At 67.1% G+C, this 26,279-nt stretch carries 27 protein-coding genes and 2 pseudogenes; 16 read left to right on the top strand and 13 right to left on the bottom strand.

Annotated features, from left to right (window positions below; all coding sequences use genetic code 11):
• The first annotated feature begins 155 nt into the window (after positions 1-155).
• From ACFYRU_RS25585 to ACFYRU_RS25600, 4 genes are all read left to right on the top strand, one after another.
• The gene (locus tag ACFYRU_RS25585) at positions 156-530 is read left to right on the top strand and encodes a nuclear transport factor 2 family protein (protein WP_387663092.1); all 375 of its coding nucleotides are present in this window, start codon (positions 156-158) and stop codon (positions 528-530) included.
• A gap of 94 nt (positions 531-624) precedes the next feature.
• Complete coding sequence (locus tag ACFYRU_RS25590; protein WP_387663093.1) at positions 625-1,944, top strand: FAD-binding oxidoreductase; 1,320 nt, start codon at positions 625-627, stop codon at positions 1,942-1,944.
• Positions 1,941-2,741 (top strand): SDR family NAD(P)-dependent oxidoreductase, encoded by an 801-nt coding sequence (locus ACFYRU_RS25595; RefSeq protein ID WP_387663094.1) that lies wholly within the window; start codon positions 1,941-1,943, stop codon positions 2,739-2,741. The genes ACFYRU_RS25590 and ACFYRU_RS25595 overlap by 4 nt, the downstream gene beginning before the upstream one ends.
• 30 nt (positions 2,742-2,771) lie before the next feature.
• Positions 2,772-3,572 carry an endonuclease/exonuclease/phosphatase family protein gene (locus tag ACFYRU_RS25600; protein ID WP_387663095.1) on the top strand — a complete coding sequence of 267 codons (801 nt, stop codon included), beginning with the start codon at positions 2,772-2,774 and terminating at the stop codon, positions 3,570-3,572.
• Here the strand turns inward: ACFYRU_RS25600 and ACFYRU_RS25605 are convergent.
• Positions 3,557-4,024, bottom strand: a complete 468-nt coding sequence (locus ACFYRU_RS25605) for a GNAT family N-acetyltransferase (RefSeq protein WP_387663096.1) — start codon at positions 4,022-4,024, stop codon at positions 3,557-3,559. The two genes, ACFYRU_RS25600 and ACFYRU_RS25605, sit on opposite strands and share 16 nt — an antisense overlap.
• Positions 4,014-5,393, bottom strand: a complete 1,380-nt coding sequence (locus ACFYRU_RS25610) for an MFS transporter (RefSeq protein ID WP_387663097.1) — start codon at positions 5,391-5,393, stop codon at positions 4,014-4,016. The genes ACFYRU_RS25605 and ACFYRU_RS25610 overlap by 11 nt, the downstream gene beginning before the upstream one ends.
• Positions 5,394-5,520: 127 nt before the next feature.
• Here ACFYRU_RS25610 and ACFYRU_RS25615 point away from each other — a divergent pair, with 127 nt between their 5' ends.
• Positions 5,521-6,108 carry a TetR/AcrR family transcriptional regulator gene (locus tag ACFYRU_RS25615; RefSeq protein WP_387663098.1) on the top strand — a complete coding sequence of 196 codons (588 nt, stop codon included), beginning with the start codon at positions 5,521-5,523 and terminating at the stop codon, positions 6,106-6,108.
• Positions 6,109-6,111: 3 nt separating this feature from the next.
• Here ACFYRU_RS25615 and ACFYRU_RS25620 read toward each other — a convergent pair whose 3' ends face one another.
• Positions 6,112-6,474, bottom strand: a complete 363-nt coding sequence (locus tag ACFYRU_RS25620) for a cupin domain-containing protein (RefSeq protein WP_387663099.1) — start codon at positions 6,472-6,474, stop codon at positions 6,112-6,114.
• Positions 6,475-6,564: 90 nt separating this feature from the next.
• Here ACFYRU_RS25620 and ACFYRU_RS25625 point away from each other — a divergent pair, with 90 nt between their 5' ends.
• The 3 genes from ACFYRU_RS25625 to ACFYRU_RS25635 all read left to right on the top strand — a co-directional run bounded on the left by ACFYRU_RS25625 (position 6,565) and on the right by ACFYRU_RS25635 (position 9,154).
• The gene (locus ACFYRU_RS25625; protein WP_387663100.1) at positions 6,565-7,089 is read left to right on the top strand and encodes a gamma carbonic anhydrase family protein; all 525 of its coding nucleotides are present in this window, start codon (positions 6,565-6,567) and stop codon (positions 7,087-7,089) included.
• Positions 7,090-7,211: 122 nt separating this feature from the next.
• Positions 7,212-8,081, top strand: coding sequence for an alpha/beta fold hydrolase (locus ACFYRU_RS25630; RefSeq protein ID WP_387663101.1), 870 nt, complete (start codon positions 7,212-7,214; stop codon positions 8,079-8,081).
• A 38-nt stretch (positions 8,082-8,119) separates the two neighbouring features.
• A complete protein-coding gene (locus ACFYRU_RS25635; protein ID WP_387663102.1) occupies positions 8,120-9,154 on the top strand; it encodes a GlxA family transcriptional regulator in 1,035 nt (344 codons plus the stop codon).
• Between the two features lie 31 nt (positions 9,155-9,185).
• Here the strand turns inward: ACFYRU_RS25635 and ACFYRU_RS25640 are convergent, their stop codons facing one another.
• On the bottom strand, positions 9,186-9,722 hold the full coding sequence (locus ACFYRU_RS25640; protein ID WP_387663103.1) for a dihydrofolate reductase family protein: 537 nt from the start codon (positions 9,720-9,722) through the stop codon (positions 9,186-9,188).
• Positions 9,723-9,965: 243 nt separating this feature from the next.
• Between ACFYRU_RS25640 and ACFYRU_RS25645 the strand changes: the two genes are divergently transcribed.
• Positions 9,966-10,943, top strand: a complete 978-nt coding sequence (locus tag ACFYRU_RS25645) for an NAD(P)H-binding protein (RefSeq protein ID WP_387663104.1) — start codon at positions 9,966-9,968, stop codon at positions 10,941-10,943.
• A gap of 25 nt (positions 10,944-10,968) precedes the next feature.
• Here ACFYRU_RS25645 and ACFYRU_RS25650 read toward each other — a convergent pair whose 3' ends face one another.
• The gene (locus tag ACFYRU_RS25650; protein WP_387663105.1) at positions 10,969-11,469 is read right to left on the bottom strand and encodes a nitroreductase family deazaflavin-dependent oxidoreductase; all 501 of its coding nucleotides are present in this window, start codon (positions 11,467-11,469) and stop codon (positions 10,969-10,971) included.
• Between the two features lie 14 nt (positions 11,470-11,483).
• Entirely contained in the window at positions 11,484-12,302 is an 819-nt protein-coding gene (locus tag ACFYRU_RS25655; RefSeq protein ID WP_387663106.1) for an SDR family NAD(P)-dependent oxidoreductase, read from the bottom strand.
• On the opposite strand from ACFYRU_RS25655, the pseudogene ACFYRU_RS25660 reads away from it, so the two are divergent.
• The 3 genes and pseudogenes from ACFYRU_RS25660 to ACFYRU_RS25670 all read left to right on the top strand — a co-directional run.
• Positions 12,301-12,738: pseudogene (locus ACFYRU_RS25660) on the top strand (SDR family NAD(P)-dependent oxidoreductase); the annotation flags it as partial. The gene ACFYRU_RS25655 and the pseudogene ACFYRU_RS25660 sit on opposite strands and share 2 nt — an antisense overlap.
• Before the next feature lie 329 nt (positions 12,739-13,067).
• Positions 13,068-13,211 (top strand): annotated as a pseudogene (locus ACFYRU_RS25665) (transposase); the annotation flags it as partial.
• 596 nt (positions 13,212-13,807) lie between these two features.
• Positions 13,808-15,517, top strand: coding sequence for an ABC transporter ATP-binding protein/permease (locus ACFYRU_RS25670; protein ID WP_387663107.1), 1,710 nt, complete (start codon positions 13,808-13,810; stop codon positions 15,515-15,517).
• On the opposite strand, the gene ACFYRU_RS25675 is transcribed toward ACFYRU_RS25670, so the two are convergent.
• The 3 genes from ACFYRU_RS25675 to ACFYRU_RS25685 are packed head-to-tail and all read right to left on the bottom strand — an operon-like array spanning position 15,518 to position 18,049.
• Positions 15,518-16,321, bottom strand: coding sequence for a class I SAM-dependent methyltransferase (locus tag ACFYRU_RS25675; RefSeq protein ID WP_387663108.1), 804 nt, complete (start codon positions 16,319-16,321; stop codon positions 15,518-15,520).
• Positions 16,227-16,835: a carboxymuconolactone decarboxylase family protein gene (locus ACFYRU_RS25680; RefSeq protein WP_387663109.1), complete on the bottom strand. Its 609-nt coding sequence runs from the start codon at positions 16,833-16,835 to the stop codon at positions 16,227-16,229. The genes ACFYRU_RS25675 and ACFYRU_RS25680 overlap by 95 nt, the downstream gene beginning before the upstream one ends.
• Before the next feature lie 20 nt (positions 16,836-16,855).
• Positions 16,856-18,049, bottom strand: a complete 1,194-nt coding sequence (locus ACFYRU_RS25685) for an NAD(P)/FAD-dependent oxidoreductase (protein WP_387663110.1) — start codon at positions 18,047-18,049, stop codon at positions 16,856-16,858.
• Positions 18,050-18,247: 198 nt separating this feature from the next.
• Here ACFYRU_RS25685 and ACFYRU_RS25690 point away from each other — a divergent pair, with 198 nt between their 5' ends.
• Positions 18,248-20,776 (top strand): ATP-binding protein, encoded by a 2,529-nt coding sequence (locus tag ACFYRU_RS25690; protein WP_387663111.1) that lies wholly within the window; start codon positions 18,248-18,250, stop codon positions 20,774-20,776.
• A gap of 29 nt (positions 20,777-20,805) precedes the next feature.
• On the opposite strand, the gene ACFYRU_RS25695 is transcribed toward ACFYRU_RS25690, so the two are convergent.
• Positions 20,806-21,174 (bottom strand): hypothetical protein, encoded by a 369-nt coding sequence (locus ACFYRU_RS25695; protein WP_387663112.1) that lies wholly within the window; start codon positions 21,172-21,174, stop codon positions 20,806-20,808.
• A 34-nt stretch (positions 21,175-21,208) separates the two neighbouring features.
• Positions 21,209-22,072, bottom strand: a complete 864-nt coding sequence (locus ACFYRU_RS25700; protein WP_387663113.1) for an esterase/lipase family protein — start codon at positions 22,070-22,072, stop codon at positions 21,209-21,211.
• Positions 22,073-22,209: 137 nt separating this feature from the next.
• Between ACFYRU_RS25700 and ACFYRU_RS25705 the strand changes: the two genes are divergently transcribed.
• Positions 22,210-22,842, top strand: coding sequence for a TetR/AcrR family transcriptional regulator (locus ACFYRU_RS25705; RefSeq protein ID WP_387663114.1), 633 nt, complete (start codon positions 22,210-22,212; stop codon positions 22,840-22,842).
• Between the two features lie 56 nt (positions 22,843-22,898).
• Here the strand turns inward: ACFYRU_RS25705 and ACFYRU_RS25710 are convergent, their stop codons facing one another.
• Positions 22,899-23,666: a hypothetical protein gene (locus tag ACFYRU_RS25710; protein ID WP_387663115.1), complete on the bottom strand. Its 768-nt coding sequence runs from the start codon at positions 23,664-23,666 to the stop codon at positions 22,899-22,901.
• Positions 23,666-24,376 carry an ABC transporter ATP-binding protein gene (locus tag ACFYRU_RS25715; protein ID WP_387663116.1) on the bottom strand — a complete coding sequence of 237 codons (711 nt, stop codon included), beginning with the start codon at positions 24,374-24,376 and terminating at the stop codon, positions 23,666-23,668. The genes ACFYRU_RS25710 and ACFYRU_RS25715 overlap by 1 nt, the downstream gene beginning before the upstream one ends.
• 132 nt (positions 24,377-24,508) lie before the next feature.
• On the opposite strand from ACFYRU_RS25715, the gene ACFYRU_RS25720 reads away from it, so the two are divergent.
• Complete coding sequence (locus ACFYRU_RS25720) at positions 24,509-25,576, top strand: sensor histidine kinase (RefSeq protein ID WP_387663117.1); 1,068 nt, start codon at positions 24,509-24,511, stop codon at positions 25,574-25,576.
• Complete coding sequence (locus tag ACFYRU_RS25725; RefSeq protein ID WP_387663118.1) at positions 25,573-26,217, top strand: response regulator; 645 nt, start codon at positions 25,573-25,575, stop codon at positions 26,215-26,217. Before ACFYRU_RS25720 ends, ACFYRU_RS25725 begins: the two co-directional genes overlap by 4 nt.
• The last annotated feature ends 62 nt before the right edge of the window (positions 26,218-26,279 follow it).

Genomic DNA, 26,279 nt, shown 5'->3' on the forward strand with positions numbered 1-26,279 from the left:
CCTGTCGTGTGGCGCCGTACCGAACAACGGGTAGTCCCCCCTCCCACGGGCCGCCCTCCCGCAGTACACGCGCCAACCAAACCGGCAAAACCGGTACCACTACCCGTCCGTCGGTACGCCGATGCGGGCTCGCTCGCACCTGTCACGATGAGTGGATGACGAGCGAGGATCAGGTGCGGGTGGTTGCGGCTGAGTGGGATCGGGTTGTGGTGGGGAACGACGCGGAGGTGGTTGGGGCGTTTATGGCTGATGACTGGGTGTATGTCAGTTCGACCGGGGTGGTGACGAAGGCTGACATCACCGGGTGGATCGCCGACGGGCGGCTTGCGCACCACAGCATGCGGGTTGTCGGCGGGGAACGTGTGGCGCGGGTCGGGGACGCGGTTGTGTTGACGGCGCGCAAGACGAGCACCGGGACCTGGGAGGGTACGCCGTACTCGGCGGACGAGTGGATCAGTCAGGTCTGGGTGGAAACACCGGCCGGCTGGAAGTGTGCCTTCGCCCAGAAGTCCGACGCCCAGACGAAATAGCGTCTTGGTTTGTGATGTGGGGTTGTTCACGTCACATCGTTCGGCCGGCGGACGTCAGGTGTTTGTTCGATGAGGGCAAACACGAAGGAACGTCATGAGCGCAGTGGTCGAGGGATTTGCAGGGGACATCGTCGAGCCCCAGGACGCAGGGTACGACGCGGCGAGCCGGACCGTTCTGGTGCAGGGCAGTCCGGCCACCGTTTTCCGGCCGGCGAACGTCAGCGACGTACAGAAGGCTGTCCACTACGCCGTAGCCGCCGGGCAGGCGCTGGCGGTCCGCGGTGGTGGGCACTCGTTCCCGGGGTTCGGGACGAACGACGGCGGCGTGGTGATCGACCTGTCCGGGCTGGCCGGGGTCGACATCGTCGACAAGGACAAGCATGTTGTGCGGATCGGCGGCGGCGCCACCTGGGGACAGGTCGCGGCCGCGCTGGCACCGCACGGCCTGGCGATCTCGTCGGGTGACACGAAGAGCGTGGGCGTCGGCGGGCTGACGCTGAGCGGCGGGATGGGGTGGAAGGTCCGCAAGTACGGTCTCGCGTTGGACAGCCTGGTCGCGGTGGACATCGTGACGGCGGCCGGTGACGTCGTACGTGCGTCGGCGGACGAGAACGCGGACCTGTTCTGGGCGGTCCGTGGTGGCGGCGGGAACTTCGGCGTGGTGACCGCGTTCGAGTTCGCGGCCCACCCGACCACCGACATCCATTTCGGAAAGGTCGTGTTCCCGGCCGCCGAGATCGCAGACGTACTGCCCCGGTGGGCTGACTACCTGCCGACCGCGCCGGCCGAGCTCACCTCGATCGCCTCGTTCGCGAACCCGTTCCTCGGCGGACCGGAAGCGCCGCTGGAGATCCAGGTCGCGTACGACGGTGACGACCCGGAGCTCGCCGCGCAGGCAATCGACCCGATCCGCGCGCTCGGTACCGTACTCGCCGACGACGTGGTGCTGACGCCGTACGCCGAGGTGCTCGTCGACGGCGCCGTACCGCCACCGGGGATCCAGCTGGTGACGCGAAGTGCCTTTGTCGACAAGGATTCCGTACCGGACGTGCTGCGGATCCTGGCCGCGGCGGGGACCGCGCAGGGCGCGCCGATCATCGCGATCCGGAGCGTCGGCGGAGCGGTTTCGGAAGTTCCGGAAACCGCCACCGCGTACGCGCACCGGCAGGCCGAGCTGATGTTCGCCACCACGGTGGTCGGTCCGCCGCCGGTGATCGAGGCGACGCGGCCCGCCCGCGAGCAGCTGTGGGGAACGCTCGCCCCGCACGTCAACGGCGCGTACGCGAACTTCCTGTCCGACGCCGACGCCACGGACGTCTACCCGGCCGGGACGTACGAGCGACTCGCGCAGATCAAGCGTGAGTACGACCCGGAAAACGTGTTCGCCGCCAACCACAACGTACGGCCGGCATGAGCAAGGTCTGGTTCGTCACCGGGTCGTCCCGCGGGCTCGGTCGCGCGTTCGTCGAAGCTGCCTTGTCCCGCGGGGACAAGGTGGCCGCGACGGCCCGCAAAAGCCTGACGGAACTCTCGGAGAAATACGGCGACGCAGTTCTGCCGCTCGCTTTGGACGTCACCAACAAGAAGGCGGTTTTCGAAGCCGTCGAACAGGCGCACGCGTACTTCGGCCGCCTCGACGTGATCGTGAACAACGCCGGCTACGGCCTGTCCGGCGCGGTCGAGGAGCTCGGCGAGCAGCAACTCCGCGACCAGCTCGAGACGAACCTGTTCGGGCCGGTGTGGGTCGTACAGGCCGCTCTGCCGTTCCTGCGTGACCAAGGCAGCGGTCACATCCTGCAGGTTTCCTCGGTGGCGGGCCTCGTCGGGCTTGGGCTCGGCGGCGCGTATTGCGCTTCCAAGTGGGCACTCGAGGGTCTGAGCGAGGTACTCGCGCAGGAGGTCGCGGGATTCGGTGTGAAGGTCACGATCGTCGAGCCCGGCGGGTATGCGACCAACGGCTTCAACGGCGGTGATTCAGCCGTTCCGAAACCGTTCTACGACGAGCAGCGCGCCGCTCTGCAGGCGTACGTAGCGACGGTCGAGCTCGACGATCCGGCCGCGGCCGGGCAGGCGCTCCTCGAGCTCGCGGACGCTCCCAACCCGCCGCTGCGGGTCTTCTTCGGGCGAGGCCGCGAGCTGGTCGAGCAGGCGTACGCGGACCGCCTGAAGACCTGGGCCGACTGGCAGGAGCTGTCCGACCGAGCCCGGTAGGTGAACCCGCGCACCGGGATACTGACGGTCATGCGTCGTTCGGGGATCATTGCTGCACTGGCTCTGCTGATGGCCGTCACGCCGTTGACCGCACAGGCGACGTCAACCACGGTGAAGACACTGACGTTCAACATCCACCACGGCGCGGGCGTCGACGGGAAGCTCGACCTCGAGCGGGTCGCGCAGACGATCGAGGCGTCCGGCGCCGGCGTGGTCGGGCTGCAGGAGGTCGACAAGTACTTCGATGCCCGCAGCAACTGGGTGGACCAGCCCGCGTGGTTGGCGGCACGTCTGAAGATGAACTACGTCTTCGCCGCCAACCTCGACTGGGATCCGGCCGAGCCCGGCAAGCCGCGGCGGCAGTACGGCACGCTCGTACTCTCGAAGTACCCGATCGTCGACTCTCGGAACTCACTGCTGCCGCTGCACGCCGGTAGTGAGCAGCGCGGTCTGCTGGAGACCCTGATCGACGTGAACGGCACGCCGCTGCGGTTCGCCGACACGCACCTCACCACGATCAACGACGGCGAGCGCATCGAGCAGGTGAACGCGGTCGTCGCGCTGCTGGAGGACGCTCCGGAGGCGACGCTGCTCGTCGGCGACCTGAACGCCGTACCGACGTCGGCCGAGGTGAAGACGCTGACGACGCACTGGACCGACACGTGGCCGGAGAAGGGGCTCGGGCTCGGCCTGACCAGCCCGGTGCCGTTGCCGACCAAGCGGATCGACTACCAGCTGCACAGTCCGCAGCTGGTGCCGACCGCCGCGTCGATCCCGCTGAGCTTCGCCTCCGACCACCTGCCGGTCGCGGCGACCTACTCGCTCAGCTGACTTTCGTACGCCTCTGGCGACCATGAGGCCGCGGTCTTGGTGACCATCCGAGCGCCGAGGCGTTCGTAGAAGCGGTACCCGGCCGTGTTCTCCAGCCGCAGCCCCCACCCGATCGGCAGCAGGTCGGGCAGGGCGATCCGGGCGAGGGCCAGCATCAGCTGCCGGCCGACCCCGGCGTCGCGGAACTCCTTGCGTACGTAGAGATCGTCGAGCGCGAGCTGGTCGCCGCCGACCCAGAGGTACGGCCGGCGCAGCGCGGAAACGTACCCGGCATCGGCCCCCTCGACCGAAGCGATCAGCACGACAACGTTCTCCTGAGCGAGGAACCCTTTCCAGTCCGCGACGCTCGCGGTCACGTACTGACGCTGGTCCTGGTAGTCGGCCAGCTCGCCCATCATCGTCAGCACGGTCTGCGCATCCGCGACCACCGCACGGCGGATCTCAGTGGACATGAACCTCTCCCCTCGAAGGCTTGAACGACGGTACGACCAGCAGCGCCAGTACGGCGGCCACCGCAGCGGTGACGGCGGCGAACGTGAAGCCACGGGTGAAACCGGTGGTCACGGTTCCGGACAGACTCGCGGCCGCGACACTCGACACCACCGCGACCCCGATCGACGCGCCGAACTCGTGGAACGTACTCAGCAGCCCGGACGCCAGCCCAGCCTCGCGGTGGTCGATCTGTGCGAACGTCGTGGTCGACGACGCCACGAACGCGGCGCCGAGCCCGATCGTGCCGATGCTCATCCCGATCACGATCACAGCTGCACCCTCCCACAGCCCGGGAGCGGCCACGCCGAGCGCGGTGACCAGGAACCCCGCGATCGCGATCGGCCGCGCGCCGGCCTTCCCGACGAGATGCCCGGCCAGTTGGGCGCCGACGATCGCGGCGACCGCCACCGGCAGGAACAGCAGCCCGGTGCGCAGAGCGCCGTACTGCTTGAAGTGCTGGAGGTAGAACGAGCCGAGGAAGAACATCGAGATCATCAGCGCGGTCGCGACCAGGATCATGAAGGTGCCTGCGGCAACGGGTCGGCGGGTGAGGATCCGCAGGTTCATCAACGGTGACCGTACGGTGCTCTGCACCCAGGCGAAGACGCCGTACAGCACGAGTGCGCCGGCCAGCGTCCCGAGCGTGGCGACGGAGAGCCAGCCGCGGTCGCCGGCGTTGATCAGCGCGTAGATCGCCGTACCCGTACCTGCCGTGACCAGCAGCGCACCCGGTACGTCGAGACGGCTCTGCTGCTCGGCCGGTTGGTCGGCGGGGAGCATGCGGAGCAGCAGTACGAAGACGACCAGGCCGATCGGCAGGTTGATGTAGAACACCCACTGCCAGCCGGGGCCGGCGGTGAGCAGACCGCCGAGGAGCACGCCGATCGCGGAACCGCCGCCGCCCATCGCGGACCAGATGCCGAGCGCCTTGTTGCGCTCGTCGCCGTCGAACGTCTTCGTGACAACGGAAAGCGCCGCTGGTGACAGCATCGCGGCGCCGATGCCCTGCGCGACCCGGCCGGCCAGCAGGACCTCGGGGCCGTTCGCGAGACCGGTGACCAGCGACGCCAGCGTGAAGACGCCGAGCCCGGTCAGTACGACGCGGCGCGAACCGAACAGGTCTGCGGCGCGACCGCCGAGGAGCATCAGTCCGCCGAACATCAGCGTGTACGCACTGACCACCCAGGTCAGGGTCTCGCGGCGCAGGCCGAGGTCGGTCTCGATGTTCGGGAGCGCGATCGCCACCACGGTGACGTCGAGGATCAGCATGAACTGCGCGACAGCGAGCAGCCCCAGCAGCCGCCACCGCCGGGGGTCCGGTTGATTCATCAGCTCGTCCTTAAGTTGAACAGGTGTGTACGGGTTGTTTCGTCAGGTTAACTCGTACACTGGTGTTCGACAAGAGGAATTCGTACAGCGGTGTTCGAGATCCTTCGGAGAGATCGAGGAGGCGCTGGTGGCGACGACGACGAGGCGTGCCGACGCGCAGCGGAACATCGCGGCGATCCTGACCGCGGCGGCCGAGTGCCTGAGCCGGAACCCGGCCGCGAGTACGTCGGAGATCGCGAAGGCCGCCGGGGTCGGGCGGGTCACGCTGTACGGGCACTTCCCGTCGCGGGCCGAGCTCGTCGACGCGGTGTTCGTGCAGGCGATCGCGATCGGCGAGGAGACGCTCGGCCAGGTCGACCTGACCGGCGAGCCGCGCGCGGCGCTGGCCCGGCTGATCGACTCGAGCTGGCAGCTCGTGGATCAGTTCCGGGCGTTGCTGATCGCGGCCGAAGAGGCGCTGCCGCCCGGCCGGGTACGCGAACTGCACGCCGACCCGATGGCGCGGGTGGAGCGGCTGATCGAGCGCGGCCGCGCCGAAGGGGACTTCCGGACCGACCTGCCGACGTCGTGGCTGGTCAGTGTCATGCACAACGTGATGCACGGCGCCGCGGGCGACATCCTTGCCGGACGCATCAGCTCCGCCGACGCAGCGCCGTACATCACCGCGACCCTGCTGGCCGCGTACACACCTCCGGGCGCGCGCGTCCCGGAGTGACCGCTACTCCAGCCAGATCGTTTCGAACGTCGGGTTCGCGTGGATGTGGACGGCCTCGTAGCCGCCCGGCCCGGTCCGGAACTTGTGCGGCGTGTCCGCCGGCACGACCAGGATCTGCCCGGCCGTACCGACGATCTCGTCGCCGTCGACGGTGAACGTCGCCGAACCACGCCGGATGATGAACGTCTCGGCGTACGGATGCTTGTGCAACCGCGGCCCGGCGCCCTCCTGCGTGGTCGACTCGAGAATCAGCGAGACACCCGCGCCACCGGGCAGTTCGGTGTAGTTCTCGGTCCACTCCTCGCCGTCGTTCCGCCCGTCGGCCCGGCTGATCACCGCGGCCCCCGACTTCGCAATCTCCGTCATGCCACCCTCCTCGGTCGATCCCGCCCACCGTAACCGCGCCCCCGTTGCTTGCCCACTGCTTTCACGGTGGTGCAGGTTAGTGTCAGCCGTATGCCGTTGTATTCGTTCGAAGGTAAGCGTCCGAACGTTCATCCCGATGCGTGGATCGCGCCGACCGCGACGCTCGTCGGCGACGTGGTCGTCGAGGCTGGGGCGTCGATCTGGTACGGCGCTGTGATCCGCGCCGATCTGGGCACGATCACGATCCGGGCCGGCGCGAACATCCAGGACAACACCGTCATCCACGTCGGCCACAACGGCTGCGAGGTCGGCCCGAACGCGACCGTCGGCCACCAGTGCCTGATCCACGACTGCACCATCGGCGAACAGGCCCTGGTCGGAAACGGCGCCATCGTGCTGGACGGTGCGGTCGTCGGCACACGTTCCCTGGTGGCGGCCGGCTCGACGGTCACACCGGGCGCGGTGATTCCGCCGGAATCGGTCGCCATGGGCAGCCCCGCGAAGAAGATCGTCCCGCTGGAAGGCACCGCGAAACTCTTCGTGGACCACAACGCAGCGGTGTACCACGCGCTCGCGGAACGTCACGCCGCAACCGTCGAAGTCGTCAGCGACTGACCGGATCAGCCAGACGACTGACTCGTACCGCCCGGCCCCTCGGTCAAGCCCCCGTCCCTGGCGTTCAATTCCAGCGTGCCGCAACCGCGGCCGGAGGTTGAGATTGCTGGGAGGGACCGGGAATGACCGAGTTTGTGACCCTGGAGCACGGACAGCTCGCCTGTGACGTGGCCGGTGACGGGCCGCTCGTGGTGCTGTCACACGGGATGGGCACGTCGCGCCAGGACTTCCGTCACCTGGTCGGTCCGCTGGTGACCGCCGGATACCGGGTGGTGAACGTCGACATGCGCGGCCACGGCGAATCGAGCCTCAACTGGCCGTCGGTGACCGGCAAGGCCGCGATCAGCCGTACCGACGTAGCCCGCGACCTGCTCGAGGTCATCCGGCACTTCGGCGGACCGGCCGTGATCGTCGGGCACTCGCTGTCCGGCGGTTCGGCCACCATCGCGGCCGCCGAGGCCCCGGAACTGGTGTCGGCCGTCGTCGAGATCAACCCGTTCACGCTGACTCAGGGCCTCGACTTCGGCGCACTGTTCTCGATCCGCCGGTACCGCCATGGGATGCCGTTGTTGATCGGTACGCAACTGCTGAAGTCGCCCAAGCTGTGGTTCCGCTACCTGAACGGGGTGGCGTACCCGACGAAGCCCGCGGACCACGACAAGTACCTCGCCGACCTGGCGGAGCTGCTGCGGCAGCCCGGGCGGTGGGCCGAGTTCATGAAGACCGGCAAGACGACGCCCGCCGACGCACACGCGCGGACGGCCGAGGTCCGCTGTCCGGCGTTGGTGATCATGGGCTCGGAGGACCCGGACTTCGCCCATCCCGACGCGGAAGGCCGCAGGATCGTGGCCGCACTGCCGACCGGACTCGGCCAGGTCGCCATCGTCGACAAGGGCGGTCACTATCCCCACGCCCAGTTCCCTGCCGAGGTCGCCGCGCTCGTCGTGCCGTTCCTGGATGCCCACAGTACGTCGGAATCGACCAGCAATTGACCGTGCCGACCGGTAGCACGAACTGCGATGATGGCGAGGTGTCGGCGCCTCGCACCATCGTCTTCGTCGTCTTCCAGGGCATGCAGATCTCCGAACTGGCCGGTCCGCTCGATGTGTTCGCGGTGCTGAACAGCATCGCCGAGCGGCCGGCCCACCAGCTGCCCCCGGAGCTCCGCTGGCAGGCATCCGCGGGCGGTTCCGTCACACTGCCGTACCGCTTGCTGACTGCCTCGCCCGGAGGCCGCCCGATCAAGCTCGACGGCGGTATGACGCTGTCGGTCGAGCATTCGCTCCAGGACATCGCCGCAGGCGACGACTTCGACACGCTGATCGTCGTCGGTGGCGATGTCTTCGGACCCGGCGCCGTCGACGTCGTACCGGAATTGCCGGCGCTGGCACGCAAGGCACGACGGGTGACGTCGGTCTGCGCCGGTGCGCTGCTGCTGGCTTCCGCCGGGCTCCTGGACGGCTACCGCGCGACCACGCACTGGGCGACGACCGGCATCCTCGCCGAGCGCTTCCCCCGGGTCACGGTCGAACCGGACCGGATCTACGTACGCGACCGCGACCGCTGGACCTCAGCCGGGATGTCTGCCGGCATCGATCTCGCGCTGGCGCTGGTCGAAGACGATCACGGCCGTGAGGTGGCAGCCATGATCGCTCGGGCGTACGTGGTCTTCGCCCGGCGGCCTGGCGGGCAGACACAGTTCAGCGCACAGTTGCGCGCGCAACCCGCCAAGACGCCCGCCATCCGCTCCGTACAGCAATGGCTGCCCGAGCATCTCGCCGACGATCTCGCGGTAGCCACGCTGGCACGCCGTACGGGCATGAGCGAACGCACCTTCGCCCGCGCCTTCCGCGCCGAAACCGGAGTCACACCGGCCGCCTACATCGAGGACCTACGCGTCGAGGCAGCCCGCCGCCTGCTCGAATCCACCGACCTGACCGTCGGCGCAATAGCCCGCCAAATCGGCTACCGCCACGGCGAAACCCTGCACCGCGTCTTCGCCCGCCGCCTAGGCACCACCCCAGAACGCTACCGCCAACACTTCGCCCTCCCCACCGCCGGCTGAACCCGATCAGCCCCCGCGCGCTCCGCAGGTGCTAGCGGCGGACGCGGTAGCGGAGGTGGGTTGCTTGGGGGGTGTCGATGACGCGGATGATGTCGAGTTCGATCTGGGTCGGTAGGACGTCGAAGAGGCGGTGGCCCTGGCCGAGCAGGAACGGGATCTGGTGGAGCTGGATCTCGTCCAGCACTCCGGCCTCGAGTGCGCGCTGGCCGGTGTAGCCGCCGCGTACCTGCACGTCCTTGTCGCCGGCCGCGGCCTTGGCCTGTTCCATCGCGCTGGCGATCCCGTCGGTGACGTACGTGACCAGCGGATAGCCCCAGCGGGCGGCAGGGCTCGGCGGGCGGTGGCTCGGGACGAAGATCGGTGCGCCGTTGTGGTCGCCGCCCCAGTGATCCATCAGTTCGGCGGTACGCCGGCCGGCGACGACCGCGCCGCACGCGTTCCATTCGTCCAGGAAGTCGCCTTCCGGCCAATTGTGCAACCGGTGGTCGTCGGCACCGCCGAGGTAGTCGTTGAGATCCGCGATGTACCCGTCCAGGGACACCGACATGTCGAGCACCGATAACGACACGGGAACCGCTCCTCTCGTTCGAAGGACTCCAGCCTGTGGTGAAAGCGGTTCTGCCACCAGGACCAATCCGGGGCACGAACACTGGACCAGTTGAAGAGGCGTGCGGAATTCAGCGCCGACCGGCAGGGGTCATGATGCGAGCCCTTGCGATTCACGTCACCCCAGTTGTTCTCGCCACGGCGATCATTTTGCGGCTTGCGGTTTGTCTTCATGGTGAGGCGACAACTGAGGAGTTGGTACACGATGGGGAACACGTACGCGGTCTGCGGGGCTCGGGGGAGGGTCGGCGGGGTCGTCGCGCGGCAACTGCTCGCGGCGGGGCACACGGTGAGGGTCGTGACCCGTGACCCCAACGGGCTCGGTGATCTCGTGGCGCTGGGGGCGCAAGTGCGAGCGGGATCGCTGCGTGACCGCGAACATCTGACCGAGCTCATGCGCGGTGTCGACGCCGTGTTCGTACTCACCCCGGTCGACGTGTCCGCGCCGGACGTCAACGCCGTCCAACGCGCTGTTGTCGACGCCACCGCGGCCGCGATCCGAGACTCGGCGGTGCCGCGCGTCGTCCTCTTGAGTAGTTGGGGAGCCGAGCTCACCGAACCGGTCGGCGGGATCATCGCCTGCCACTGGTTCGAGCAGGTACTCGACGAAATCGACGGCCTGCACAGGGTCCACCTGCGGCCGGTTTGGTTCATGGAGAACTTTCTGTGGAACATCGCGCTGATCAAGTCCGTGGGCATCAACGGGTCCACAGTCGGTGCTGACAAACCGATTCCCGCCATCGCCACGCCTGACATCGCCGCCGTCGCCGTCGACTACCTGCGTTCGCTGACGTTCGAAGGGCGCACGGTCCACTACCTCAACGGCGCGCGTGACTACACGATGACCGAGGTAACAAGGATTCTCGGCGAGTCGATCGGCCGGCCCGACCTGCGCTACTTCCGCCTCACGGACGACGTACTGCGCAAAGGCATGGTCAACTCCGGTGGTCTGACACCCGACGCGGCTCGGCTCGTCCTGCAGATCAGCGGCGCGATGGACACCGGCATGGTGCACGCCGAACCGCGGTCGCCGCACAACACCACGCCGACCACCCTTGAGCAATTCGCCGAGACCACGTTCGCGCCGATGTACCGTGCCGCACCCGACGCGTCCTGGCGAGACAAGGTAGGCGGCGCACTACTCCGTTCCTACCTGACCGCGAGCCAACGCCGGCCCGCATGACACCCATGCACCTGGTGCAGGACGTCTATTGCGGGAGTCGTTCAAGGATGACGATCGGTATTACGCGCTGCGTGTGACGTTGGTACTCGGCGATATTCGGCCAGAAGGTTGTGTGTGAAACCCACAACCGATCGCGCTCACTTCCTTGTGCGACGGACGCGCCGGCCTGGAAGCGCTCTGGTCCGACCTCGACGGTCACGATCGGGTTGGCGAGCAGATTGTGGTACCACGCGGGATTCTTCGGTGCCCCGAGTTTCGATGCCGCGACGATATAGCGATCGCCGTCGCGCGTGTATCCCATCGGATTGGTGTATGTCGCGCCGGTGCGCGCACCGATTGTGGACAGCAAGAGCGTCGGTGTCCCCTGGAACGGGCCTTCGGCAATTGTCCCGTTGTTGACGCGGAACAGGGCGATCTGTTGCTCGTTGAGTGCGTCCCAGTCGGCACGAGAGAAGGCCTTCCCGGCGGTACTGCTGTACTCGTCGATCTGGGTCTGGCTCAAAGGTTCGAAATCGAACTCGCTCACGACGTTGCCTCGTTTCAGTCGGTGATGATTCCGCCGGTGAGGTTCGCGATCGCGCCGGTCATGGCCGCTGCCTTGGCGGAGGCGAGGAAGGCGGCGAACTCGGCCAGTTCGGCGAGCGAGGTGGGACGTTTACGGTGTCCCGACTGGACGACCTGGGATGCGAACTGTTCCTTCGTGACCCCGTAGACGTCGGCATGGATGCCGAAGACCTCGTCGATCAGCGGCGTTTCCTCCATCCCCGTTGTGATCAGACAGACCGCCCGGACGCCGTACTCGCCGTACTCCACCGACAACTGCCGGGTGAGTGCCTCGAGTGCCGCCCAGGTGGGCCCCATCCCACCAAGCCTCGGCACTGCGGAGCGGCCGGCCTGCGCCGTGTGCATCAAGATCACGCCTGACTGTTGAGCCGCCATGCGGCGTGCGGCAGCGCGGGCGGTGACGAAATGGGCCTTGGTGTAAGTGGTGAGCGGCAGGAGAAAGCTCTCCAGCGACAGGTCCCCGAGCAGGGAACCCTGGACACCGGTCTGTGGGATCCCTATCGCGTTGAACGACACATCCACCGTCGGCACGGTGTCGAGGTGGCTGTCCACCGCCTCGGGGTCGAGTGCATCAACCTCCGCTATCTCAACCGCACCGCCCGCAGCGGCGATTTCCTTGGCGATCGGCTCGAGCGCCGTACGATGCCGGCCGGTGAGGAATACCCGCGCTCCCTCCCGGGCGAAGGTGCGCGCGATCTCGCTGCCGACTGCACCGGCGCTGCCGTACACCACCGCGTTCTTGTTCCTGAGTAGCACGTCCTTGCTCCATTCCGTAGCGGTAAGGCCGGTCGTCATGACGTTCGAACCGACTACCGATACAGACAACCGGCGCTCCGGAAACTCATCGCAAAGCCGCGCCAAACGTGTACGGGGGCCTACAGAAGGAACTCGGCGACATTGTCAGCATTGCCGACAATGCAGTTCTTGTGACCGGCAGCAATCGTGGTACCGACCGGGCGCTGGTAGAAGCGCCCTGCGCCGAGGCGCGAAGCGGGTGTACGCCGCAGATGGCCTACGCAGACGACCGCGTTGCTCCCCTGACGCTGGACGTGACAGACGGCAACCATGTTCGGTGGCCGCCGATCAGGTGGAGGCTCTCGACATGCTCGTGCACAACGCCGGGATCGCGCACTACGGCGACCTGAGTGATCCAGCCGTGGTCGACGAGCACCTCGTCGTGAATCTCTTCGGCACGCACCGCGTGACACAGGCGTTCCTGCCGAAGCTGGCCCGTTCTGCGGGCGCGTTGTACGTGCTGCACGGCTGCCTCGGCAGCCGGTACTTGCGGCACATGGGCTACGCCCCGCGCCCCGACTCCAGCCACGTCGGCCGATTCTTCTTCCAATCGGCTGGCTACGCTCGGTGCCACGTGGATAACTCGCCGACCAGCAGCCTGAGCTGGTCTCATCGCCCGACCGGAGCTCGGCTGGACGACCGTGGTGTCGGTCGTGGTGCAAAATGGTGTCGATCGACAGTGATCACGTGGTGTGGTGCTAGCCGACTGCAAGCAGAAGCGCTGGCAGAAGCTGCTGTAGTCGGTGTCGTTCCTCGTCGTAACGAGACGAGCTGGTCCGCGACTTCCGCGAACGGCCACCGAACGAAGGGCCCTACATGTTCCTGGTCGCCGACGCGTTGACGATGAAAGTCCGCGAAGGCGGCCGGGTGATCAAGATCGCGTTCATGGTCGCCACCGGCGTCCCGGGGTGGTGAGCTCATTGTGCGCGAAGGGACCCTTCACCCAGGCGTGCCAGACATCGTTCTGATAGCCGGCGTGCCCACCGTCGATGAGAATGTCGCCGCCTCGGACCTTGTATGTGATCGACGTGTGATCGCTGTGGCCGTGCATTGCCCGAGCGGGGCAGAAGCGGATGCTGTACGTCGATTCGCTCGCGAAAGGCTTCGTCTGTCCCCCAACCAGACCGGCCAAAGACATGCCCTGCGGAGTACACGCCCACTTGCTCCGAGGGCGGCACGCCGGCGGCGCCACCGGACCCGGCATACTCAAGCGGCGTCCCGGCCACTGCGCCAACAGCGCGCGTCGCGTGGAGATCGTCGTCCCCGGGTCGACGCCGCAGTTTGCAGTACGGTCGCGGCGCGACCCCAGAGCCAGTAGTTGAACTGGGCGTACCCGGTCGACTGCTCGTTGGTCGAACCCTCCGCATCGATCGATGTTGTGACGCCGACGGCGAGGCGGCTCTGAGCGAGTTCAGCCTCAGTTCAGGGCTGTTCAAGGAATTTTCTTGAAAATGAGTGATCGCGCTGTGTTTGAGCAAGAAGGCTATTGAACGGCAGGAGTGGTGATGCCTGAGCTGCCGCAACGGGACCGTGTCGCGGTAGGTGAGCGAAACGGCGTGCGGATCGATGTCGATCAGTTGTCCCGCAGGGTCAGCGTGCGCGGTCGAGAAGAGCTGACGCTGCTCGACGCGGTGTCGTTCGCGGTCCCGGCCGGCGAGCTCGTCGCGATCGTCGGCCCCAGTGGAGCCGGCAAGACGACGCTCTTGGAGGCCGTTGCGGGGGTTGCCCCTGGGAGTTCGGGGTCGGTGCGATTCGACGGCGTGGACTTGTACGGCGATCTCGATGCGTTCCGCAGCGTGCTCGGATACGTTCCACAGGACGACATCATCCATCTCGACTTGCCTCTTGATCGAACGCTTCGGTACGCGGCTCGTCTGCGACTGCCGTCATCGACCTCGGTAGAGGTTGTCGATGCGGCTGTCCGCACTGCGCTCGAGGCCGTGGGCCTGACTGACCAGGCCCACGTCCGGGTTGCCGCCCTCAGCGGTGGACAGCGCAAGCGGGCAAGCATCGCCGTCGAGCTGCTCACCGACCCGCACGTCTTCTTTCTCGATGAGCCGACATCCGGTCTCGACCCGATCACCAGCTCCGAGCTGATCGGTCGTCTGCGCGAGCTGGCCAGCCGCTCGGCGACAGTCGTTTTCACGACGCATTCAGTCGACGACCTACTGGCCTGCGACCGCGTTGTCTGCGTGACCCGCGGTGGGCGACTCGGCTTCGTCGGGACCCTGGACGAGGCGTTCAAGCTGTATGGCGTCGACTCGGCGTCCGAGCTCTACCGGCACCTGACCGATCCGGAAGCCAAGCATCGTCCGGCCGTCACTGCCGGTCTCCGATCGTCAACCGAGGTACCTCGTGCAACGATGCCGAGCCGACGTATCGCAAACGGGCTGACGCAATGGGGTGTACTGACGAGGCGCACGCTCGAGACGCTGGTACGGAATCGCATGACGCTGGCGATTCTGCTCGGGTCTCCAGCGATGGTTATCGGCATGTTCGCCACCCTCTTTGAGTCTGGCGCCTTCGAGTTCGAGAACCCGAGCCCGAGCTCGATGGTCATGATCGGCTTCTGGGTGGTATTCGCCGCGTTCTTCTTCGGCCTCACCTATGGCTTGCTGCAGATCTGTACGGAGCGAGCAATCCTGCGGCGCGAGCATCTGGTCGGCCTGCGACTTGGGGCCTACCTCGCGTCCAAGGTAACGGTTCTTGTGCCGTTCCTCCTGGCGGTCGTCGTCGGAATGCTGGCGGTCCTTCGCCTGCTGGACCGCTTGCCAAGTCGCCCATTGTCGACGTACGCCTCTATCGGGGTGGGTCTTGCGCTGTGCTCGGTCGCGGCTCTGGGACTTGGCCTGCTGACGTCCGCCGGTGTCAGCAACGTTCCTCAGGCGACTCTGGCCCTTCCGATGTTGTGCTTTCCTGCTGTGCTGTTCTCCGGCGCCATTCTTCCGGTGCACCTCATGGCGAAACCCGGGGCGGCCTTCAGTACGGTGATGGTGACCCGCTGGGCGTTCGAGGCCATTGGCCACGACCTCGGGGCTCGCAGGATCCTGGCCGAGGGCGGCTCACCGCTCGGGCCGCCGCTGCTCGACTCGTACGGTAACGCGGGTACACGACCCGTTGGGGCCTACTGGCTGATACTCGCGGCGTTTGCCGTGGTATTCCTGGTTGTCACCTGGGCTGTCCTCGTCCGGACAACTCGCAAGTCGCGTCGCTGATCACGGCCTCGGAGGGGCGTGGAACCAGGCTTTCCAGCGGCGAACCGGTCCCTGGCGTTCGTTGTCGACGTAGTCGTCAATCGAGTCCGCGATCAGGCCGCAGTCACAGAACGACTCGATCTCCTGTCGGGTGAGTGGCCAGGGCATCCGGCCGGTGTCGTCGTCGAGCTCGCGCGCTCCCGCGATGACGAGCAGTCGGCCGCCTGGAGCGACCAGTTGGGCGACCCGGGCAACGGCCTGACTTCGCGCCGCGCCGGTCAGCACCTGAATTGTGAACACCTCGATCACAAGGTCGAAGGCCGCGATCCAGGTCTCCGGCGGTGACAGCAGGTCCGCCGTCACATATCTCACCGTCGAGTGCGGGAAACGCCGTTGAGCGGTGGCAATCGCTGTCGGTGAAATGTCGAAAGCGACCGTGGTGAACCCGAGGGACGCGACGTGTTCGGCGTCGTCGCCGAATCCACAGCCGATGACGATCGCGCGCCCTGTGCCGGTGTGCCGGGCGAGGGCGGAGATCAGGCGCGGAAAGGGTGAGAAATCGGCCCACGGTATGGTCACCGTGCCTTGCTCGGCTGCCGCATACAGCGTTTCGAACCACCCGGTTTCGTCGCCGCGTGCAATGGAGTCCGCGGCAAGTTGCCGAGCGAACGCGCGGTCGGGATCGACCCGCGACATCGCATTCATTCCGGGGTCAGCGGGCTCGGCCACCTCATGCCTCATCCTGGATCGGCCGACCGAAGGTGATGGCGTCGAGCACAGATTTCGGAGTATTCGTGCGAAGCGCCGCGTCGGGACGGACGCCAAGTGCGTCGTTGACGGCGGAGAATGCGAGACGGAGTGCAACGAATACGGTGATCGTGAAGATCTCGGAGTCACTGAAACCGGCGTCGCGTAACGCCTGCACATCTGATGCGCTGGTGTTGTTGGGATCTCGCGCGATATGACGAGCCCAGGTGGCGAGTGCGCGCTCGCTGTTGTTCAGACCTTCGTCGGTGCCTCGGAGGACCGCGGCAGCTGTCTGCGCGTCGCTCGCTTTGGCGAGCTTGTTGCCCCACGCCAACGAGCAGTAGGAGTCACCGAAGACCGGGGCGAAGGCGGAAACAAGAATGAAGCGATGACGAACGCTGAGGTTGGTCGTCGCACTCGTTTGCCGTAGCAGCTTGAACAGGTCCGCCACTGTCGCTGGTTGATAGGCCCAGAGCCGGGAGACGTTCATGACGTAGCCGAGCTCTTCGATGTCTTCGTCGAACATGCGCTGGGCAGCAGGGGTGACGTCCGGAGCTGTGAGGAAGCCGACGTCTTCGTGATCGTCTTGCATGAGAATTCTCCACATCAGAATCAGTCGCGTATGAGCTGTCGGTTAGCTGGAAATTGGCGGGCGGCGGCTTCGGTCGCCTCGATGTCGATAGCGACGCTGAGCTGCTTCTGCAGGTCCACGAACTCGGCAACGGGCGGGTAGCCGGCCAGGCTGCAGGTGAGGTCAAAGATGCTGCGCAGTGCCTGGTCACGCCGGCGCTGGTAGCCGCCCAATGCGCTGCTCTCGTCCGTCTCGCCGCGCAACGTCTCGTCGAGTGCAGTGGCGAGCAGCTCGGCATCGCGGTAGGCGTCGCTCAGTCCATGGCCGGTGACTGCATCGCGGTGGTATCCGGCGTCGCCGACCAGAGCCCAACCGGGGCCATGAGCCGCGCGAACGAAGTTGGGAGTGCGCAGCATGCCTGTGACCGCGGATGTGCGCTGCCCAGCGCGCAGGCGCTCAGCCAGCTCGGGTGCGGTGCGACTCAGCTCGTTCGTGAACGCGTCTTCGCGGGAGGTGGCCTGACGTCGAGCTGCACGGGCTTGCTCGGAGGGACTGCAGACCCAGATGCACGCTTGGCCGTCGTGGGTCGGGAAGACTCCGGTGAGCGCGCGATCGGCGACGATCAGCTCAATGCCGGACCAGGGAAGGCCGGCGTAGTAGGCATATTGAACCGCGCCTGCGTCCCCGCGGTCCTCGATGAGCGCCGCTCCGACCGCGCGAGCAACTCTCGACCGCAGACCGTCCGCGCCGACCACGAAGCGGGCGTCGATCCGAAGCGGTGCACCGGCATTGTTCCGGCCGTAGACACCTGTCGCTCGCCCCGCATCGTCGATGCAGACACCGGTGATGGTCGAACCGAGTCGCACCTCGACCCCCTCGGCGCGTGCTGAGTCAGCGAGGATGGCGTCGAGGATGTAGCGCCGGGGAGCGACAAGCAGGTCGACACCGGCCCGTTCCTTGATCCTCCTGGTCATTGACTCACCGTTGGCAGTGAACGTCACCTGACGGATGGCTGGAGCTCCGCTGTCGAGAACGGGCTGAAGGAGACCCCAGCGGTGCAGTTGCACAACGCCCGTGCGCGCGATCTGGTGCGTGGAGAGCGTGTCAGCGGGGAAGGTGGCTCGGTCGACGAGGACCACGTCATGTCCAAGTCGGGCTAACAGGAGCGCGGTGGCGGCGCCTGCAGCGCGAGCACCGACCACGACGACGTCGTGGCGGCGGTGGTTCCTGGACATGTTGACCAGCCTCCGGTTGACCAGCTTGGTGACGAGACTTTCGAAGACTCGGCAATGGCATCAGCACTGCGTGACGTGCTTCGGCACATCGCTTGCCGCACCATCGTCGATGGCTGCGGTCCACAACTCATCCGTGGGAACTACGGATCTTCGTACGGTCCTCGATTCGGCCTGCCGGGATCGAAGCACAATGGATGTATGACGGGACGCGGAGCTGTGCTGAACCAGCGGCTGATTCGGGCTGGTGTCACCGAACGTGAAGCCGAGGTGCTTTGGTTGGTGGCGGGCCGGCTCCGCAACCGCGAAATGGCTGATCGGCTCCAGGTCTCCGTACGTACGGTCGAGAGCCACATCAGCGCGTTGCTGCGAAAGCTGGAAGTGACTGACCGCGCTGAACTGTCTGAGCTGGCCGCGGAGCTCCGCCGGACGAGTCAGGCCGGCTCGACGCTCCCCGCGCCGTTGACAAACCTCATCGGCCGGCAGGGCGAGACGAGCGAGGTGTCCGCACTCGTTGACGCACACCGACTGGTCACCCTCATCGGTCCTGCCGGAGTCGGTAAGACCAGGCTGGCGCTTCGCGTCGCCTCGGCTCGCGCCGACTCGTTCCGTGACGGCGCCAGGTCCGCCGATCTGGCTCCAGTCGAACCGCAACTCGTCAGCGACACGCTGGCCCGGGTCTTGCACATCGCACCGCAGCCGGGATGGTCGACACGCGACGCCCTGCGCGAGGTACTGGGCGGGATGCATTGCCTGCTGATCGTGGACAACTGCGATCAGGTGATCGCGGAGACCGCCGGGATCATCGCGGATTTGCTGGTTGCTGGTGGGCAGTCGCGGATTCTTGCTACGAGTCGCGAACCACTCGGGGTACCGGGCGAGGTTGTCTACCCGGTGCAGACTCTGTCGGTGCCGACCGAACGCGATGCTTTCCGCGCCGAAGCCGCGAAGGATTTCGATGCGGTCCAGCTGTTCGTCGATCGTGCGGCCGCCGCGTCACCAGGCTTCAGCTTCACCGATTCCGTTGCGCCGGCGGTCGCGACTCTGTGCAAGCGGCTCGACGGGCTTCCGCTGGCGATCGAGCTGGCCGCGTCCCGGGTCCGAAGTTTTGGTGTCGCTGAGCTCGTGGAACACCTGGACCAACGCTTCGAGCTCCTCTCCGCCGGCGCCCGTACTGCTCTACCGCGGCACCGCACGCTGCGCGGCGCGATCGACTGGAGTTACGAGCTGCTCGACGACGAGGAACGGGCTTGCTTTGATCGGCTCGGCGTGTTCCCCGCGGACTTCGACTATGCAGCTGCGCAATCGGTCTGCGATGCGCCGAGCGTGGCCGGAGGGGTGCTTTCGGTCCTGCCGAAGCTGGTGGACAAGTCTCTGGTGTCCAGCGTTGGGCATGGTCGTTACCGCCTGCTTGAGACAGTTCGGATGTATGCGGCCGAACGATTGGCCACGTCGAACGCCCAGCTCGAGGCCAGACAACTGCATGCTGCGCACTACCTCGTTTGGGCGGAGCAAGTCGGTGAGCGATTACGGTCATCAGACCAGCTGGCTTGGCTCGACAGACTGATTGCAGAGCAGCCCAATCTGCGTACGGCGCTAGCCCACTACATCAGCGTTGACGCCCCGGAGCCTGCCTGGCGCTGGATCGCAGCGCTGCAACGATTCTGGGACATCACTGGGCAGCGCCGTGAAGCCCACGACTGGATCCAGCGGGTCCTGGCGATCAGCAGGCCGCCCGCTACTTCGGCGGTCGTTGCTGGGCTCGCCGCGGCCAGCGAGATCCTGCAGCCGGCAGATGCCCAGATCGCCTTCGAACTCGCCAACCAGGCGGCGCAGCTGGCAGCTGGTCTCGACGACATAAGTCGCGCTCGTGCAGCCCGGGCCGTCGGCATGGGATCGTTCTGGCTTCAGCCGGAACTGGTACTGCCGTCCCTGCACGAAGCGTTGGAGAGGTTTGGCAACGATCATCGCTGGGAAACCGCGGTGACACTGCAATGCCTTGCACAAGCTGGGAATGAGCTGGCCGAGGTGCTGAACACGGGACAGCAAAGCGTCGCATTGTTTCGCGAGGTTGGAGACAGTGTGTTTGCGGCGAACACGCTGTTCATCCTGGCGCAACGGTCGATGCAGGCAGGCGTCGCCGACAACGTGCATGAATGGTTGGTGGAAAGTCAGGCCTTGGCCGATGCTGTCGGTAGCGAGCAGGATCAGATGCATGCACTCGTGGGTTTCGCCCAGCTCGCGTGGCTGCAAGCCGATCGTGCGCATGCGACGGAGATCATGGAGAAGTGCTTACCCACGCTACGCCGCCTCGGCGACCAGCGCTGCGCCGGCAGGGCGCTGTACATGCTCGGAGATCATGCGCGTGAACTCGGGCACCTCGCGCGTGCGGAGGACCTTCTGTGCTCGTGCATCGACGCTGTCACGCACGCCGGACAGTCATTCGTCCTCGTCGAGGCACTCGAGGCACTTGCTGCGGTGCTCTTTGCCCAAGGCAATCCGCAACGCGCGGCGATCCTCCTCGGTGCAGCGCACACCGCGCGCGAAGCCGCCAGCGGGCGAACCTGGCGCCTCGAGGTGGCAGACGAGGATCTACGAGGATCGCTGGTTGAGGCGATGGGCAAACTCGCCTTCGAGAATGCCTTCGTAGCAGGCGCGACGATGGGAGCGACAGAAGCGATCGCGCCCCTGCCCGCTGCCAGTAGCAGGAACACGTCAGCCTCAGTGTGAAGTCGCGACGAACGGGTTCGCCGTTGTCGTCAGTCTGCCGTTGGACGGGCTCGTTTGAGCCGGAGCGTCGACGGACCGCGCGCCTCCTTCCGGATCGTCGGTGAGCCGCGGTGCTGCGATGCGCTGGTGTGTTTGACGTCGTACCGCGTGGCACAAGAGGCCCTGACCAACATCCGCCGGGCCTCAGCTACGTCGGTCTGACCGCGGAATGTGGTGGTGTCGACCTCGTCGGTGAACAGGGTGTTCGGCCCCGCGCTACCGGCGGCGACCCACCAGTTGGTGACGTCGACACTCGTGTGCTCGGCGCCCTTGAACGTCCCGTGCGAGCAGCCGGTGAACTGGGCGTCGCCGGTGTTGGTGTTGGTCGCCGGTCGTGGTCGAGTTCGGCCCCGCCGCACCTGACAGCGTTGGGGTTTCGGGCTGGTTGCCGGTTCAGAGTGGTGGGCCGAAGGCGCAGATGACTGGGGTTGCGTGGGCCGGGTCGAGGGCGTTGGCAACCAATTGGGCCACCGACGGGTCGAAGGCGAGGCCGACGTGGCCGACCGGGTCGAGTGGGCAACTGTCCTGGACGTATTCGTTGGTCACGCCGGGCTCTCGGATGAACGAGGTTTCGTGCGGTGTCACGAGGGTGTCGAAGCGGGACGCGATCACGGTGTACCGCACGCCCGGCTGGGCGATCGGGCCCGCGGTCAGCTTCGCGACGGCCGAGCCGCCGACGATGAGTTCGTCGCACGCCGCACAGCCGAACTGTTGCAGCACCTGGTCGACCAGCGGCCCGAGACCAAGGTAGTCGCCCACGCTCACGAGTCCACCGAACGTCGTACCGTGCGTCGGCGGCGCGAGGGCAACCACCCTGCCGACGTGGCCGGCGTATCCGCGAACCTTCGGGCCGTAGATGCTCTGGAAGCCGCCCTCGGAATGCCCGACGATGTCGACCTTCGCGGCTCCGGTCGTCTGCCGGACCCGTTCCACGAAGGCCTCGATCTCCGCCGCGGACCGGGCGATCGAGACGGTGCCACCGACCGGGATCGACGGCGTCGCCTGCCCGTACGTGAGGGTGAAGGCGCAGTAGCCCTTCGCGGCCAAGTACGGACCGAGGTACGAGTAGTTGCCGGGGCCGTTGCCGCCCAGACCGTGCAGCAGAACGAGTGGTTCCGGATGGGCGGCCGACGGCTTGCACGTCCAGTCGTCGAACCCTGAAGAGGTCGCGGCGTTCGCTGTCGTCGCGGTCAGCGAGGTGGCGAGCAGGATTGCGGCGAACAAGCCGGCGCCCGCTCGGCGAAGACGAACCTTCATGACAGCTCCCCGTGAAGTGGATTGCGTGACGGCTATGTCACGGACAGTCGAGCATGATCGCCGGTTATAAACAAGATGTCGTGTTGCTGACAAGAACGATTGGTTATCAACCAGCTGCTTTGGGTAACGTCCAGCGCATGAGTAGGACCATACGGGGTCTCGACGCCGAACAGCGCCGGGCGGAACGACGCGAGCAGTTGCTGGACTCGGCGCTGAGGCTGTTCGCCGCCAACGGCTATCTCGGTACGTCGATCGAGCAGATCTGCAGTACGGCGTACATCGGGACGAAGAGCTTCTACGAGCTGTTCGCGAGCCGCGAGGAGTGCTACCTCGCGCTGCTGCGACGTACCTCCGAACGCCTCGAACAGCAGATGGCCGAGGCCGCCGCGCAGGCGAGCGGGAACGAGCGGCAGGAAGCGCCACGCCTGCTCGCGATCTTCGTTCATGCACTCGTCGACGATCCACGGATCACCAAGGTCACGTTCGGGATGGCGTCCGGCATCTCGGAGTCGGTCGAGCGGCAACGCCGGGCCAATCGCCGCTGGGCCGCCGGCTTCCTCGTCCAGCTCTGGGAGCGGTACGACGGCAAGCAGAAGGAGGAACAGCGCTCCGTACGGCACAGCGTCGCGATCGGGCTCGTCGGCGGCATGTTCGACCTGATCGCGGACTGGCTCCTCGACGCCGACCTGACCGACAAGCAACAGGTCGAAGCCCTCACCGACGACCTCACCGCCTTCTACATCACCGTCCGCCGCGGCCTGTCGACGTAACCGCCGGACCGACGCCGGCGACGCGTCCACGAGGCCAATGACGGCCACCCGTCACCTCAGGCGTCGCGCCGGGCGACCACCACGACCGACAAGGCGAGCGGGATGATCGCGTACGCCGCACAGATCAACAGGCCTTGTCCTGTCGACGGCGAGTTGACGCCGGGAGGCTGGGTGCTGATGAGGGCGTTGCCCGCGGACCACAGGTTCCATTTGCCGGGCCAGGTGGTCCAGCTGGAGAGGTTGGCGGCAACGACCGGGAGGATGAAGACCAGCGCGAACAGGGTGCTGATCGCGCCCGCTGTGTGCCGCATCAGGGCGCCGAGACCGACGCCCAGCAGAGTCAGCGTGAGGAGATAGAAGTCGGCGCCCAGGACCGCGCGGAGTGCTCCCGGCGAGCTGAGCGAGACGCCTAGGTGGGCCTTGTGGAGTCCTGCTTGTGCGACGAAGAAGCAGGCGAGTGAGACGGCGCCGCCGACGACGACCGCGAGCGCCGCTGCGACGCAGGCCTTCGCGGCCACGACGATCGGGCGGCGCGGGACGGCGGTGAACGTCGTACGGATCTGACCGGTGGTGTACTCCGAGCTGACCGCCAGGACGCCGAGGACGCCGAACGCGAGCTGGGCGAAGGCGAGGCCGTCGAAGCTCAGGTTGACCGGGTCGAACGCCAGCTTGTCGGCGGGCGAGAGGTTCGCGTAGTCGGCGGCGCGACCGGTCGAGGAGACCAGCGCACCGGCGACGGACACCGCGGCCGCGGCCAGCAAACTGAGCGGGGTCGACCGGACGGAGCGGAGCTTGGTCCACTCGGAGGCGAGGACGTTGATCATCAGTTGCTCCGGAATTCTGCGTCGGCGAGGTCGAGGTAGGCGTCTTCCAGCGACCGGCCGTCGCGGGTGAGGTCGGCGAGCGCGCTGTCGGCGATCAGCCGGCCGCGACCGATGATCACCAGCTGGTCGGCGACCAGCGCCATCTCGCTCATCAGATGACTCGAGACGAAGACGGTCCGGCCCTCGTCGGCGAGGCTGCGCAACAGGCCGCGGAGCCAGCGGATGCCCTCCGGGTCGAGGCCGTTCATCGGTTCGTCGAGGAGCAGCACGGCGGGGTCACCGAGCAGGGCTGCCGCGATCCCGAGTCGTTGCCGCATGCCGAGTGAGAACCCTGCGACCCGCCGGCGAGCGACCTCGCCCAGTCCGGTCCGCTCGAGCACCTCGCCGACCCGGACCCGGGGGATCCGGGCGGCCTGGGCGACGCACAGCAGATGGTGGTACGCGGACCTGCCGCCGTGTAATCCGTCGGCGTCGAGGAGGGCGCCGACGGCACGCAACGGGTCGCGGAGCACGGCGTACGGCGACCCGTCGACGAGCGCCGTACCGGAATCGGCCCGGTCGAGGCCGAGCAGCAGCCGGAACGTGGTGGACTTGCCGGCACCGTTCGGTCCCAGGAAGGCGGTCACCCGGCCGGGATGCACAGTCAGCGTGAGGTCGTCGACGGCCCGCACCGTCCGGTAGCTCTTGCTGAGGTTGGTCAGTTCGATCATGCCCTCAGCTTCGACTCGGCCGGTCGTCGGCGGCATCTGGCCGAAGACGGATCTGCGACCCGCTACTTCTGTCGGGCGATATCTGTCCGGAGGATGATGACTGCCGCTGCGGTGCGGCCTACCGTCGTGCCCATGGGAGTCCAGTTGACCCGGCCGGTCCGGCTCGTTGTCGTCGAATGGACAGGCGCTGTTCTGTACGGCCTCCTGGCCTGGGGACTGTTCGCACACAAAGGTCAGCTCGCGCCTTCGGTGATCGGGACCGCCGCGGCTGCGGCGGGGCTCGCGCTGGTCCGCCGCCGTCCAGTCTGGTCGGTCGTCTGTTGCCTTGTGGCCTTGATGTTGTCGCCGATCGAGCCGTCGGTCGGATTCATCGCCGTACCGGTGGCCTGTCTGGCGGTCTTCCGGCTGGCGGACCGACGGCGATCGCTGCTCGCGGTCGCGGCCGTCGAGGTCGGCGTGCTCGCGACCGCGCTCCCCGACTTCCGGCAGCGCGGCGGGATCGCGCCGTTCGGGTCGATGGTGCTGGCCGCGTGGATCGTCGGACGGCTGGCGACGCGGTACCGCCGGCAGTCGGAGGAGCTGGTGGTGCAGCAGGAGCGGATGCGGATCGCGCGCGAGCTGCACGACATCGTTGCCCACAGCATGGGAGTGATCACGGTGCAGTCCGGCTACGGGCACGCGGTGATCGACAGCCGGCCGGAGGCGGCGCGCGAAGCGCTGGCGACCATCGAGCAGACCGGGCGACGCACGTTGGCCGAACTCCGCAGTCTTCTCGGGGTGCTCAGGTCCGACGAACAGGTCGAGCTCGCCCCGGCTCCTGGCCTGGCGGAGCTCGAGGAGCTGGTCGCCCGGACCGGTAAGGCGGGCGTACGCGTCGACCTGACCGTCAGCGGTCTATCTCCCGAGCTGCCGGCCGGCGTTCAGCTCTCGGCGTACCGCATCGTCCAGGAGGCACTGACCAACGTCGTGAAGCACGCCGCGGTGCCGGTCGCGTCCGCGTCGGTCGTGTGCCGCGGCCGCGAGTTGGCGGTCGAGGTGGTCGACCACGGCGCCGGGTGCGCCGACGTACCGCGTGCCGGGCACGGGTTGGCGGGGCTGCGCGAACGCGTCGCGCTGTACGGCGGGACGCTGCAGGCGGGACCCCTTCCGGACAAGGGGTTCCGGGTGTCTGCCGTCCTTCCGCTGGCGGAGCCGCGGTGACGATCCGGGTGCTGATCGCGGAGGATCAGCCGCTGGTTCGAGCCGGCCTGGCGGGGATCGTCGAGACCGCGCCGGACCTGACAGTGGTCGGTGAGGCCGGCGACGGGGCGGCCGCGGTCGAGCTGGTGGCGCGGGTGCGACCCGATGTGGTCCTGATGGACATCCGGATGCCCGGCATGGACGGTCTGCAGGCGACCAGGGCGATCACCCGTACCTCGGCCGCGCGGGTCCTGATCCTCACCACGTTCGACCTCGACGAGTACGTGTACGCCGCCTTGCGCGGTGGCGCGAGCGGCTTCCTGCTGAAAGATACGGCGGTGCCTGATCTGCTGGCCGCAGTGCGCGTGATCGCCGCCGGCGACGCATTGCTCGGGCCGTCCGTCACCCGACGGCTGATAGACGAGTTCGTGGGCCGCGCCGAACCGGCCGTACGTCGGCTGCCGCCCATCACCGACCGCGAACGCGAGGTCCTGCTGCTGGTCGCGGGCGGGGCGTCGAACGCCGAGATCGCCGCCGGGTTGCACATCGAGGTCGGTACCGTGAAGACGCATGTCGCCCATCTGCTGACCAAACTCGACGCCCGTGACCGGGTGCAACTTGTGATCCTCGCGTTCCGCGCCGGCATGGTGGAAGCCGGCTGAACCTCGGCTCGCGTGCCGGTCCGCGATCTGTCCGGCCGGTGGCCGGGGTGCTCTGATGGAGC

Origin of the sequence: Kribbella sp. NPDC004536 (assembly GCF_042873835.1) — a bacterium.
Taxonomy (GTDB): Bacteria; Actinomycetota; Actinomycetes; order Propionibacteriales; family Kribbellaceae; genus Kribbella.